The following is a 13,873-nucleotide window of genomic DNA, read 5'->3' as shown; positions in this document are numbered from 1 at the left end:
TGCTATTTGTGATAAAATAGAATCATTCTATGTATTTCTAAGGAGATTATTATGACTAAAGCAGATTGGTTAGATTTTTTTGAAGCCATCAATGGTCGTTCAGCGACTGAAGAAGAAATTGCTGCAGCACTTGCAGCTGGAGAATTCCAAGACGATGCCCCAGCTCAGGGAGCTCCAGCGCAACCAGCATTTGCCAATGTACAAGAAGCGCCAGTTCAAGGAGCTCCAGCCCAACCAGTCTTTGCAGCTGCTCAAGAGACTCCAGCTCAAGAAGCGCAACCACAACCAGCATTTGCTGGCACTCAGGAAGCTCCAGTTCAAGGAGCTCCAGCTCAACCAGGTTTTGCAAGTGCTCAAGCAACCCCAGGACAAGCTGTACCGAATCAAGCATTTCAACCTCAAGCAGGTTTTGCGAATGCGCAAGCTGGTCAACAAGCAGCCTTTGCTAACGGTCAACCTCTTCAACCAGGTCAAAATGTTCAATTCATTAATGGTCAAGCAGTAGTTGTTCCAGCCCAACCATCAGCATTTGGAACAACTTTCAAAAACTATTGGACATGGTTGCTTAATGCATGGCGTCGTCCAGCAGATATGACAGATTATGGTAAGCACAATGGTTGGCTTAACTACATCTTCTTGTCACTCTTGACTGGACTTGCATTCTTTGCAATTTTGAGCGCAATGGCACGTAAAGTGGTCAACACTTTAGAGTCAACAGCGAGTGCCTTCAGTAGTGTCTTTGGATCTTTCGGATCAAATGATTACTCATCATCCGTTTCAAGTCATGCCTCTAGTATTGGTTTTGCGGCTTTCTTTGCAAGTATTTTAGCTGCCTTCCTCTTTATCTTTGCCTTCATCTTGGCAGGATTTGTGACACGTAAGGCCATCTTCCGTGACCCTGCAACAACTTTCTTAAATAGCTTTGACCGTTTTGGTCGTTTGACATCATTAGCCTTGCCAGTATTGCTTGTAACTATCTTGTTGGGAGCTATTGGACTTGTTGTCTTCCCAGGCTTCTTGTTCTATGTTGTTTACTTCTTGTTTGCACTTGCTAACCTCTTTACAATTGTTCCTGTAACAACTGCGTGGAAGGCTGATAAGTTCTATCAAATGATCTTGGCAGCACTTTTGAATGGTGTCATTTTGTCTATCTTGTTTGCAATCGTATTTACTATCATGTCTTCATTTACGGTAGGTCTTCTATTCTAAGTAAACCTTTAGCATTTTTTGAAAAAGCAATTTTATAGGAGTAGTCCTTATGGCAACAAAAGAAAAGTGGATTAATTTGTTTGAAAAGGCAGTTGGTCGTCCGCCTCATGTTTTGGAAATTGAAGAAGGTCAAAAAGCAGACTTTGATTTAAAGGCTATTAAAGGCATTGCGGCTATGGGTCTAAATCAAGAAGTTGCCGCTCCCGAGCCAACAGAAGAAGTTGATGAGTTCGACGTTGCTGAGGAAGTGTTTGATGATGTCTCACTTGACGATCAAGAGGAAGCGTCTCCTTCAGAAACGGAAGAGTTTACACCAGTATCTCAAGTAGGTCAGAATCAATCTGAAGAAAAGTCAGAGTCTGCTTCTAAAGAAGCACAAGCAATTTGGATGAAGGCTTTTAAGACCTATGTTGGTCGTCAGCCTCTTCCAGAGGAATTTCTTCTAGGTAAGTCTTCGGGATATGATGTGTCAACCATCCATAAATTCATCTCAGATGGCAAGGCAGCCAAACCAGCTAAGCCAGCCATGGCTAAGAGTAAAAAAATCTTGATGATTGCTGGTATTGTTGTTGCAGTCTTGGCCCTTACTGGCTACAGCTTTGGATCTTATTATTACTCACGAGGTCAAGTAGCAGAGCGTTATGAAACAGCTGCTAAGAAGAGCTTTAAGGATAGTTTGGAATACCAGGTGTGGTCTGATACTAAAAAAGAAATTAAAACATCTGAAGTTAAGTATACAGACACCAAAAACACAACAACCTATAGCAAGAGCCAACTCATGTCTGGTGAACGTATGCAAAAGGTTGGACGCCAGTTCCTTATCTTTCCAAAGTGGAGAGTCGTGGTTGATCCTGGAACAGTTGATTTGACGGTTAATACAGCTGATTTGAATCTGACAATCAATGGTGTTTCTTATGGTACTACAGATGGAAATAACTACACCGCTGAGCTGAAACACCTCTATCCAGGAACTTACAATTTTGTGGCTTCTGGTAAGGTCAATGATCAGGATATCACGGTGTCATCTGAAGAAAATGTCACATCTAGGACCGAAGTTAACCTTTCAGTGAAGTATCTCAGTTTTACTGTTAAATCTAATCTTAAAGATGGGGACCTTTATGTTGGTGGTACCAAGGTTGGAACCCTCAGCTCAGGAAAATTGGATGTCAACAAGGTAGCAGTAGCTGGCTCTTCAGCTGTTTACGTTAAGAAGAATTTCGACGATGGTAGCTCTATCAAGACTGAGACACTGTCTATTAAGAAAATCTCTGAAGGTCAAACAGTTACTCTTGATGCTGATGGAGTTCTTGACCGTGATACGGCAGACCGTCTTTTGACAGCAGCCTACGGTAAATTTGGCAGTTATGCCTCAAACCATAACACGACTCCAGATGGTGTTTCCGACATTTTCCTTAATGGTACTGATGATACCATGTATAAGGATGTTATCGCTGATATTGATAAAAATACTACGGGAGCCAAAAACCGTTCCGCTGATAGTATTACCTTCTCAGATGTTGATGTGACCGATGTTGTTCAGACTGGTGAAAAGACCTTTAAAGTAACTTTCACGGCAGTCTATGATTTCTATTATGGCTATGATTCTAAATTCAAATCATCAGGAGATATTAAAGATAAAATCTCTTGGACATGTAATGTGGAATACGTTGGCGATGATGATAGTGATTCTAGCAGCAGTAGTTCTGACTACAGTGATTATCGTATCAACGGTAAGGCTGGCGAATCACAACATGTGAGCCGTGAAGATACCGTGAAATAGCAACTTCTTTTGCGGTTGACTAGTCAACCGTGAACTAGAAAATGATTAAGGCGTTCGAACCTCAATCTAACAAGTGGAGAACTTGGCTATTGCCAAGTTCTTTTTGCTTGCCTTAACTAACCTCTTAGGGGTAAAACTGAGCCACTTACCTAAAAAGCCTTGTTTTGTTGAAAGCAGCTGTTATAATGAAACCATCAAAAGGACAGGAAAGGAGTATTATGAAAGTTAGCATCGAACTGGACCCATCCATGGATGAGCCTGAAATCTTGATTCGAGCTCCTCAATTAACAGAAGAAATAGCGCGGCTCCAGGAGTCCATTTTAAAGCAAAAGTTGACCCCTTTAGCTTTTTACAAGGATCGTAGTGAGTACTTTCTAGATTTGGAAACGATTCTCTTTTTTGAAACAGATGGGGAGAAGATTTATGGGCATACCAGGGACGAGGCCTATGAGGTCAAGCAGAAGCTCTATGAGCTAGAAGAACTGCTTCCGATTGCCTTTTGTCGGATTTCCAAATCAACCATTGTCAACGTAAAGCAGATTTATTCTTTAGAGAAGTCTTTTTCAGGGACCAGCACGGTTAATTTCTATCAGACCCATAAGCAGGTTCATGTATCAAGACGCTACTATCCGGTCTTAAAAGAACGATTAAACGAAATGAGGTAACATGATGAGAAAAAAATTAATTGGGGTTTTCTTAATCCTTTTAGCAGCTTTGGTAGTTTTACAGGGCTATTTTGTAAAATGGGAAATTAGCATTTGGATGCTGGCTTGGGTGGTCTTGTTGGCCGTTCTTTCCCTTTCTAGTTTTTTGAAACGCCACTTTGGTTGGGGCTTCATCTATGGTGTTTTGGCCCTCTTTTCACTCAATGGACAGTTTCATTTTCTTCCAGTATCCAATTCTGTCGTTATCCTTTCTTCTATCCTTGCAGTTATTGGCTTGAATATTCTCTTCAAACCTTCAGGTAAAGCGAAAAACCGTTTTGGTTCTTATGCCGCCGGCTCAGACGCTCAAAATGGTGGTAATGATATTGATGTGACTTTTTCAACGGTGACCAAATATCTCAATGACCAACACTTTACTCATGGAAGTGCGGATGTAAGTCTGGGAGAAGCATCGGTCTATTTTGATAACTGCCGTATTGAAGGGCCGTCTGCCCAGTTTGATGTGGACGTTTCTCTGGGAAGTCTTAGTCTCTATGTGCCTAGTGATTGGCGAGTTCATGTTAATGTGGACAACTCGCTTTCGGCTATTCAACACCAGGAAAATCCAAGCAATTTGACTAGCAAGGATTTCTATATCAAAGGAGATGTTTCCTTAGGTAATCTAGAAATCATCTATGTTGGAGAGAATGTGATTGATTAAGTTAGGAGAGAAGTTACGACTAGTAAAACAAGTACGAGCTATAAAGCAAGACAATTAGTGAAATAATATCTCCTATATTTCTAATTTCATCCAGTCTATCAGATTAATTGACACTCAAGGGAGTGGGACAAGGAACAATTTTTGAAAAGTTGTTCGGTCTCACTCCCCTTTTCCTATTTTATAGTCTCTTTATTTGTGATAATATAGTATAGTGAAAAACTAGACTGGAATGACTATACTCTATTGGCGTTTTATGTGACGAAAATGACATTAAAAAATCTAGGCGAATACCTGCTAAGACTGACAGTCAGATAAACTCAAGATGAGACTAGAAGGGAAATTGTTATGAGAAAAAAAGCAATTGGTATTGATTTGGGAACAACCAACTCGGTCATGGCTGTTGTTCGTGAAGATGTACCAGAGATTATTCCGATGGGAACGAATGACGATCAGGTCTTGCGTTCAGCGGTCTACTTCTCAAATATCGGTGGTAAAAACCATGTGTCCTTTGGTAAGGAAGCTATCGAGCGTGGAACAGAAATCGGAAGTACAGAAAACTTTAAATTTGACTTCAAACGTGATATTGGTCGTCCGATTGCCAGTGACACACCGGATCACACACGTGTTAATTCTATTATTCTTTCAGCCTTGGTTTTGAATGAATTCCGTAAACGTGCTTATGTGGTTGGTCAAGAAATAGGTCAAGCAGACGGCATCAAGGATGCTGTCATCACTGTTCCTGCCTACTTTACGTCAGATCAACGTGCGGCCACTAAGAATGCTGGTCGTATTGCAGGATTTAACGTCTTGCGTATTATCAATGAGCCTACGGCTGCGGCTATTGCCTATGCCCACACTAAAAATGCTCAAGGAAATGTCTTGGTCTTCGACCTTGGTGGGGGAACTTTTGACGTTACCACCATGCGCGTGGCTGATCATGCTTATGATATTTTGGCAACTGACGGGAATTCACGTCTTGGTGGGATTGACTTTGACAAACGTCTTGTTGGCTACATCATGCAGGAGTTGGAAAAACAAGGGGTCAATATGACCAACCTTTCTGAGAAGGAAAAAATTCAACTTCAGTATAAGGCTGAGCAAATTAAGACTAGCCTATCTGTTAATGACCAAGCTCTCTATGAGCACTATGTCAATGGTCAAGGTTATGGTGTCTTGATTACCCAGGCGATTTTCAATGAACTTACCTTGGACCTCCTCAAAGATACTGAAATTAAGGTACAGTCTACCCTTCAAGCGTCCGGTTTGAAGTGGGAAGAGATTGACCATATTCTCCTTGTGGGTGGGTCAACACGGATGCCAATGATTCGTCAAATGATCCGCTTAATGAGTGGTTTGGAACCTAAGTTTGACCTTAATCCAGATACTATCGTGGCACAGGGAGCATCTATTCTAGCCGATCTTATTGTCAACAATGAGGTTAGTTTCTCTGAGCATCAGGACGGTAAGACAACTGAGACAGATAGGGTTGTTGTCAAGGATGTGACCTCTCAGGGAATCGGTCTGCTCTTCAAGAAAAATCCTAACAGGAACTATAGCTTTGTGGGTGACTACTACAATAGTGTCGTGGTTCCTCGTAACTCTGTCTTGCCTTTGGCCGTTACTAAGGACCTCTTTGCGGTTGTAGATGGACAGAATAAGTTCAAGCTACGTATCACAGAAGGTAATTATGAAAATCCTTTTGCCGTTAAGATTTTAGGAGAAGTGAAAGGCCAGGTTGCACAGCCACGTCAGAAAGGTGAGCTCTTGGCTCAAGTTACTTATGCCTTTGACTCAGAACAAATTGTTACAGTGACAGTGTCTGATCCGAGAAGCAAGACTGTTGTGGCACGCTTTTCAGTCAACGCACAAGTCAGTCAAACCCAAGAAGTGGTTAAGGAAGACTTGTCAGAACTTCAAGCTATTTTTGCTAAATTCATCTCATGATAGACTATTACAAAGCAATTGATACAGAGACGGGACAAGAATTGTCCTATTTGAGAGCGGTCAGCAATCGTATTTCTCCCGAAATGTCGGCCCAAGACTGTTTCGTGGCCCTATCCTTTCTACGTGAGGAACTAGAGGAGCTTTGGACCAATGGAACCCTGGACCAAGAAGGAGAACGTCTGCGCAACGAACTTTACACGATTCGCCAGCTCTTTTTCTCAGATTATGAAAAATTTCAATACGATCGAAAACTCAAACAAGCTAGAAGAAAGGTTTTAGAAGTTGAGCAAAAGCCGATTCCTAAGAGGGTAGAGGTGTCTGCTAAAAAGGAAATCCCTTTTGCACCTGTTAGGGTGACTCAGGCTAAAGAGTCATCTTTAAACAATTACCTATTTGCGGCCCTATCTTTTGTGATTCTATTAAGCCTGATTCTCTTCTTCAACATCAATGTTATCGTTCTTATCATCGGAGCCGTCCTTATTGTGGCCCTGATGTTACTTATGTCTTAGGAGATTTTAATGGAAACCAATCAATTAACATTTGAACATATTTGTTTTAAATATAAGGGAAATGATAACCAGCTCTTTACAGATTTGGATGTTACGATGGAGACTGGTCAAGTTGTCGGCATCCTTGGGGCTTCTGGTTCTGGGAAGACAACCTTAACGGAGATTCTCCTTGGTCAGCTCAAACCGACTTGTCAACAATTTCGTATCTTGGAAAATGGAAAACCTGTGACAGCAGGCTCACGTTCCTGGTCTTATGTGCCCCAACAGAATCTGCTTCGGGAGTATCTTAAGGTGTCCGAGACTTTTGATTTTTATGCGGCCCACCATCTTAAAGGAAGCAGTAAATCGACTAAAAGGCAACGAATCGCTGGCATCATGGAAGATTTGGGCTTAACGGAATTTGCCAACAAGAAAATTTCCGAGCTTTCTGGTGGGCAAAAACGCCGTGTATCCATTGGTATCGAGCTTCTTAGCCCTAGTCCTTACTTTATTCTGGATGAGCCGTCTTCCGGCTTGGATGCCCTTAGTGACCGTAATCTCTTACGTACCTTGAAAATCTTGGCTAAGTCGGCCCATAAGTCTATTGTGGTTATTACCCACAATACGGAAAATTTGGCTATTTTTGACAAAATTATTTTCTTGTCTAAGGGACGTCCGACTTTTGCAGGGACTTATGAAGAGTTGCTTTTGGAATATAAGACCAGCGATCCTTACATGATTCGTAAATACATGGACATGAATATCGCAGATGTCTATCAAGAGCTCAATGCTTCAACACGCATTTACAAAATTTAGGGAGACTTATGAACGCAGCATTACGATTAAGTTGGTATAAATTTAAACACCACTACATGGATTTTGTTAAGGTTCTTCTAGGCATCATTGCTTTTGAAGGGCTAATCCTCTACATTCAAGATAAGGGATTCTTGAAAGATTTCGAAACAACTCGAATGACGCTCTTTCTCTTACTTTTTTCAACCAGTCTTTTGATTGTGGTTCAAAACAGTATTTATATTTCCAAGGAGCGATCGGTTCTCAACCGTGACTTTTTCTCAGGCCTGAGTCGTTCGGCCTTTGCCATAGCCAGCATGGGGATTCACGCTTTCTTTGCTGTTTTGGAAACCATTGTCTTTATCCTTTCTTACTCTATCTTTAGTAAGTACTTTGACAAGGAGTTTCCAGATGCTGGTCATATCTTTTCTTCCTATCGTTGGGAAGTTGGCATTACAGTGCTTTTGGTTTTCTTGGCCTCGCACTTTATTGCCCTCTTCATCTCAGCCTTAGTTGGAAAATCTGAAATTACATCTGTTATCCTAGCAGTTGTTGTGGGTATCATGCAATTTTCATTGTCAGGGACTATCCTATCATTGCCTAAAGCCATTGATTGGGTGCAAAAATTTATCTATCTGGGTTATGGCCACAAGCTGTTTGGGATTTCTAGTGATTTGTCAGACCTACCATCTAGCTTGGCTAAGTACGGTGTCCCTGTACCCAAGAGTCAGCTAGAGGCCTTTCAAGGGTCTACAGGTGATTTCCGGGGTCAATGGTGGGCCTTGGTGCTTCATTGTCTGGTTTATGCCCTACTCTTTTTCGTCACACTTCAGAAGAAGGAGAAATAAATGCAACAATATGATGAATGGCTGATTGATTTCCAAGTGCAGCATGGTCGCAAGCCAAGTGATAAGGAAGTGGCAGAAGCTGCTAAGTCTGGCTTTGCCCTCTCTAGTGGTTTGAGCAGACAGAAACAGTCCAAATACAGACAAGTCTTGTCTAAGCTTGGTTTGGGGGATCTCAAGTTTAGTTGGTTTTTAGTTTTAGAAATTTTGCTTTTGATTTGTATTGCTCTTTTTGGCTATGTTGTCGGCTATCTGTTTATCTAGGAGGACCTCATGAAACAATTTAAACATAAAAAGTTTATCGGTTTGGCCTTACTTGTCTTTTTGGTCTTCATGGTACTTGGGAAATACACTCAGAGCACGGCTTTTACGTCCTCTTCTAGGGTTTATGCCACAACCGTGGTTGACAAGAAGACAGGAAATAAGGTACGTTTTGAAGTTCGCAAGGTCAAGGGAGACAAATACGAAGTCAAAAATACGGAGACTGGGGATACCTACCAGGCTAATGCCCAAGCTGGCGAAGACCGTTCTTTGAGCTTTAAGTTGGCCGGAAATGACGGAAACTCAGACGGCACTATCCGTATCACACCAAGTATGGTGCCTGGGGGTGACGCTAAGGTTGAAATGACCGATTCAGATACCTATACTCAGGTTGAAGGAGGCTCTGAAGTTATTCAGTCTAGCGAGGCTTCATCAACTTCTTCAAGTAGTGAGGTTAAGAGTATCATTAAGGATATTTTGGAATCAAGCAGTTCCTCTTCAGGTAGTGATGCCAGCTCAAGTACGTCTTCGAACGATACCAACAAGCCAGATGCAGATATCAAGACCAAGACTGATGTCAACGGTGATAAGGAAACCACTTATGTTGCGGACTATTCGACTGAGGATATTAAGTCCATCACGGAAGCTTTTGGGAAATGGCTTTATCAGTCTGACTATGCTAAAGATGCCGTCTTGGTTCAAAGCAGTTTTGATAGCATCACCAAGGTCAACGATGGTAGCCCGACCTTCCTTTCGTTTAAGGCACCTAAAGAAGAAGGCAGTAGCCAAAACATCATTATTTTAGCCAACCTCATTAATGCGGATGGTTATGAAAATATCTCAGGTGTTCCTAGTGGTATCGTCAATGGTAAAGAAGCTTCAAACTATGATTTCAAGGACTATAAAAATAGGGTTGATTCCTTTGCCCTTGGAATTAATGAAAATAGTGGTAAGACTGCAGATTATAGCCCAACGTCATCCTTCCGTCTCTATACCTTGAAGGATAAAAAACATGCCATGTATGAGGACAATGATGCGGAACAAAAAGCCCTCTTCAAGGACTTTTCAGCTGATGACAAGACGGGTGGCAATTATAACGGCTATAACAAGCTCTATAAGGATTTGGTTGATCAAGACAAGGACTCTTACCAAATTGTTCTAGGTTCTAATGGTACCGTTTATTATGTGACTAATTACTGGATTGGCAATTACGATAAGAAGGCTGTTCAGACCTATAAGGTAGCACCAGATGATATGCAAGAGGCCTACCAAGAGTTGCTCAAGCATTATTCTAGCGCTGGTAAGTCTGAAAGCTCAGAGTCATCAAGTTCTTCACAAAGTTCAACAACATCATCAACATCAACTTCGTCAAGCTCCTCAGAAGCTAAGACAGAATCAAAGACAGACGCTAAGACTGAGCAAACTGGCATGGATGTTACTGCTATTAAGGACAATAACTTCCAAAGCCTTGAAGGTACTTGGAAGAATGAGAATGGTAACACTTTGACGTTTTCTAAGAATCAAGTAACGTCACCGACAGATTATGAAGTTCAAAATGCTAATTCTAGTCTTGAAAATGGGTACCTGAGAGCGAGTCTAAGAACAGGAATGTATGGTGCAATCATCTTTTTCATCCCGAAAGGTACGACCTTGCCGAATGTGTCAGGAAATTATCCTGATGCTTCAGATAATACTAAAGATCGTATCCTAGTGACTCAATCAGGAGGGACACAATCAGATGCCAAACAATTCTACTATAAGGCTGACTAGGCCTATTAAAGCTACAAGCTTGAGATAAGATTGAAAACGTAGACTGACTGTCTATTAATTACAATTGGCGATGGCACATGATTAAAAAAAGTCAATTATCATGGTTTATGCCAGCAAAGCAAGCATTTTAAGAAACTTTCTGCTGTGAGTAAAGTGGCTGAAATTAGATTTTTTCAGCCACTCGGAATTATTGAGATCTTAGGCTCAAAAATTAGTCTTGGAACTTCTAAGAAGGTCGCAGACGTCCGTACTCATTTAAAAAAGTTTCTAAAGGAATATGTCAGGAATTAACAGGTTGAGATAAAATTATCTCAACCTTTTATGTTACATTTGTAACTTTAATTTAATAAGTCAGCTCTTCTTACATGAATAAGTGGATTATTAGACGTTTCATAGACTTTCTTTAAAAATTAATTATTGTGAAAACTTCTAAAAAGCTATATAATGAGTAGTGTTGTATAGATGCTTTCTGAGAAAGTTTCTTAATTCATGTTAAGGGAGGGGGAAAAAGAATGACTTTTATTGTCGAATGGCTGCTTGCTGTCTTAAAAGACTTACAATGGTTGATAGTTATTGATACACTCTTGATCTTCTTGGTGAATTACCTGATGTTCAATGCGGCCGGTCGAGTTAAGGTCTCTTGGCGGCTACTTTTGGTGGGTGGCCTTATTTCAGTTGTTCTAACACCAATTCTTCCTATAGGATTCAAATTTTTGCTTAATCCTCTCATTCTATTTTGTTTTAGTTATTACAAACGTCCTGATTTGCCGTGGATTGAGCCAGTATTTAACAGCTTCTATGCCTGGGGAACGACTAACATCATCATGCGGGGACTCTCGTTTTTTATCCTCCCTCTGCTTTTAGGGGATGATTTGGTCAGTCGCATTCCAGAGCCTCTAACGACTTTCATGTGTGTGGTAGCTACCTACCCACTCTATCTTTTGATTCACCGTTTTATTGGTTATGACTATTTGCAAGTTGAAGATAAGGAACGCTTACGTTTGCACTTTACTCCGATTGTTATCGGGGTTAGCTTTGCTTTTCTGTCATATGGCCTTTTAAATGATTTTTTGCCTTATTTCGCTACTATCTGGCCTGTGGAAGTGGTTAACAATTATGCTAAGCTGGTTGTTTTATTAGCTACAGGGGCCTTCTTCCTAGTCGTGTCTTATGCCAACCAATGGGTTAAGGATGAACTTTTTATAGAGTTGAAGGAAGAACAGGAACGTCATTTCCAAAGTTTGCAGGAGTCTAGTAGGCATATCCTTCACCTTTATCAGGAACTTTACCGTGATGGTGTTCCAAAGGTAGCTGTGCCTAAAAAGGTTAAGACTGTTCTGGCAACTAGTCAAGAAGGGGATTCTCAGAGTCTATCTGAGGAGGAAGTTCCTTTCAAAAAAGTTATACCAGATATTTCCAATATCCATTCTCAATTGCTACGGTCTGTGATTGAGAGTAAGTATATGGAGTTTCACGCTGTGGGACTTGAGTTTATCCTAGAAATTCCGGATCCTATCTCACCAGTTCATATTGATGTGGTGGATTTATCGGGGGTTTTGTCAACTTTCTTGGACAATGCCTTGCTAAAAGCGCATGGTCAAGAAGAGTGCTTAGTTCGCCTGTCGTATTTTCAAAAAGGTGAGGAGCAGGTTCTCTCTGTAGAGGTGACTCTTGGTCAAGGTGAAGCAAGGGGAGCTTATAAGGAAGGTGAAGAAGGCTTGTCAATGAATGAACAACTTGAGGATATTATGGAACGTTATCCTCAATCTAAGTTTAGTTTTAAGGATGACAAGTTGATTTATAGACAGCAATTTGAATACTAAACGAGTCATTGGAAATTTTTTTGGGGAAGAGATTAAATGTTTGAATCGTTTTTAGGAATTAATTTTTTAAATCTTTATGATACAGATGCCTTTTTGGCTGTCCAGATTATTCTGACGCTGACAATTAACTGTATCATTTTCAGGCGGATGACGGATATTCGTATCTCCTGGACGGTATTTTTGACTTTGGCCCTGCTTGATGTGGCTATTCAATACAATATTACGAATCTGACGACTGTTGTGGATGTCTTTCTTCTGATGATTTTGGCAGTTCTTGCCAAGGGGAAGACCTGGTCGTTAACGCAGTATGCCTTTCATACCTTGTTTCCGGTGGTGACATCGGATTTACTCTTTCGTTTATTGGGACTTTTCTTTTTCCCGCTTCTCTTGAATATTCCTATAGCTGAGGTGGGGAGTAATGCTTTCTTTTATCTCTTGACCTATAGTATGATTCTGCCACTCTATTTCATTTTTAACCGTTTTTTGGGCTTGGATTTGAAACGTTGGAAGGTCTATAGCGATGATTCTCTCCACAATATTCAGATTTCTCGACGTGTTGCCTTGGCAATGGCGATTTATTTGTTGGGCATCTATCTTTGCATGAATTTGGATGTTTGGTTTCCGTTCTATTCTCCAGAGTTGGAATTGCGGCTGCGTATGTTCTGGGTTCTCTTGTCAGCAATAGCCTTTATTTTTCTTATTGCCCACCTCAATCAATTGTCTAGGCAATATCTGGAAGAGAGCTTGGCTATGGAGGAAAAAAGGCATTTGAATAGTTTGACCAAGGCTAATCAGAAAATCGATGTTCTCTATAATGAGTTGTTACAATACAGGCAGTCTTATCAGACGGTTGTGGAACAATTTTCGGAAGAAGTACGTGATCAGGAAGAGGCTCTTGCTGAACAGGTTTATCAAAATGTTTTAAGAGAGAGTGCCAAGGAGTTTGAACGTTTCCGTGTCGTTGAGAATCCTAAGCTGGAAAATATTCATTCTCTACCTCTGCGTAGCCTTCTTTCGGCTCGTATGATGGAGGCTAAACGTAATAATATTCCAGTGACCTGTGACATTCCTGAGGAAATCAAGGGATTTGCTATGAATGTGGTTGATTTAACCTTGCTAGTGTCTATTTTCTTTAGTAATGCGATTGACGAGAGCAAGCAAGTACCAACCGCTCAAATCAGTTTTAGTTTTCACCAACACGATAAGGATGGAAGCTACCACTTCGTCATGGAAAATCGAACGCAGGAAGAAAGAGTTGACCTTGACGCTATTATGCAGGAGGAAAATCAGAAGAAGACCTCTGGACTTAACCTCCACTCGGCCAAGGATATTCTTAAGAAATATGGGGATGCCAACTTGGTAACAAGTAGTGGTGATTACCTCTTTAAACAGGAATTAATTTTTAAATAAAGATTTTGAGTCAAATCAAAGGATTTGGCTCTTTTTTTGGCTATAGGATCATAAAGGAGGGCTCTTTGCTGTCGTGCTTGTGCTTATGTCTGAAGCTTAGGACATTGGAGGAGAAAGGTGACAAGGGAGGGTTCTGATTGTTGCTTGATTCTGTGTTATAATAGCAAGGATTAATGGTTGTTAGTG

The 13,873-nt window shown here is 40.9% G+C and carries 12 protein-coding genes; all 12 read left to right on the top strand.

The genetic code is table 11. From position 1 onward, the window contains the following. The first annotated feature begins 51 nt into the window (after nt 1-51). Nucleotides 52-1,209, top strand: coding sequence for a DUF6574 domain-containing protein (locus PCY14_RS03645; protein WP_021152557.1), 1,158 nt, complete (start codon nt 52-54; stop codon nt 1,207-1,209). Between the two features lie 49 nt (nt 1,210-1,258). Continuing rightward, nucleotides 1,259-2,989 (top strand): zinc ribbon domain-containing protein, encoded by a 1,731-nt coding sequence (locus PCY14_RS03640; protein WP_021152556.1) that lies wholly within the window; start codon nt 1,259-1,261, stop codon nt 2,987-2,989. Between the two features lie 218 nt (nt 2,990-3,207). After that, entirely contained in the window at nt 3,208-3,654 is a 447-nt protein-coding gene (locus PCY14_RS03635) for a LytTR family DNA-binding domain-containing protein (RefSeq protein ID WP_008535556.1), read from the top strand. A 4-nt stretch (nt 3,655-3,658) separates the two neighbouring features. Continuing rightward, nucleotides 3,659-4,354: a hypothetical protein gene (locus PCY14_RS03630; protein ID WP_164376179.1), complete on the top strand. Its 696-nt coding sequence runs from the start codon at nt 3,659-3,661 to the stop codon at nt 4,352-4,354. 345 nt (nt 4,355-4,699) lie between these two features. Further along, nucleotides 4,700-6,298, top strand: coding sequence for an Hsp70 family protein (locus PCY14_RS03625; protein ID WP_301363175.1), 1,599 nt, complete (start codon nt 4,700-4,702; stop codon nt 6,296-6,298). After that, a complete protein-coding gene (locus PCY14_RS03620) occupies nt 6,295-6,807 on the top strand; it encodes a hypothetical protein (protein WP_021152553.1) in 513 nt (170 codons plus the stop codon). The genes PCY14_RS03625 and PCY14_RS03620 overlap by 4 nt, the downstream gene beginning before the upstream one ends. 9 nt (nt 6,808-6,816) lie before the next feature. Then, entirely contained in the window at nt 6,817-7,602 is a 786-nt protein-coding gene (locus PCY14_RS03615; protein WP_008535543.1) for an ATP-binding cassette domain-containing protein, read from the top strand. 8 nt (nt 7,603-7,610) lie between these two features. After that, entirely contained in the window at nt 7,611-8,426 is an 816-nt protein-coding gene (locus PCY14_RS03610; protein WP_060933673.1) for an ABC transporter permease, read from the top strand. Then, nucleotides 8,427-8,687 carry a hypothetical protein gene (locus PCY14_RS03605; RefSeq protein WP_301363174.1) on the top strand — a complete coding sequence of 87 codons (261 nt, stop codon included), beginning with the start codon at nt 8,427-8,429 and terminating at the stop codon, nt 8,685-8,687. 9 nt (nt 8,688-8,696) lie between these two features. Continuing rightward, entirely contained in the window at nt 8,697-10,454 is a 1,758-nt protein-coding gene (locus PCY14_RS03600; protein WP_301363173.1) for a DUF6287 domain-containing protein, read from the top strand. A gap of 512 nt (nt 10,455-10,966) precedes the next feature. Next, nucleotides 10,967-12,277: a hypothetical protein gene (locus PCY14_RS03595; RefSeq protein WP_301363172.1), complete on the top strand. Its 1,311-nt coding sequence runs from the start codon at nt 10,967-10,969 to the stop codon at nt 12,275-12,277. Between the two features lie 36 nt (nt 12,278-12,313). After that, complete coding sequence (locus tag PCY14_RS03590; protein WP_042772003.1) at nt 12,314-13,687, top strand: GHKL domain-containing protein; 1,374 nt, start codon at nt 12,314-12,316, stop codon at nt 13,685-13,687. Nucleotides 13,688-13,873: the final 186 nt, after the last annotated feature.

It is taken from the genome of Streptococcus sp. SV2 (genome assembly GCF_030440175.1).
GTDB classification, from domain to species: domain Bacteria; phylum Bacillota; class Bacilli; order Lactobacillales; family Streptococcaceae; genus Streptococcus; species Streptococcus raffinosi.
Note: the sequence above shows the minus strand (reverse complement) of the source record. Positions and strands in the feature narration are given on the sequence as shown.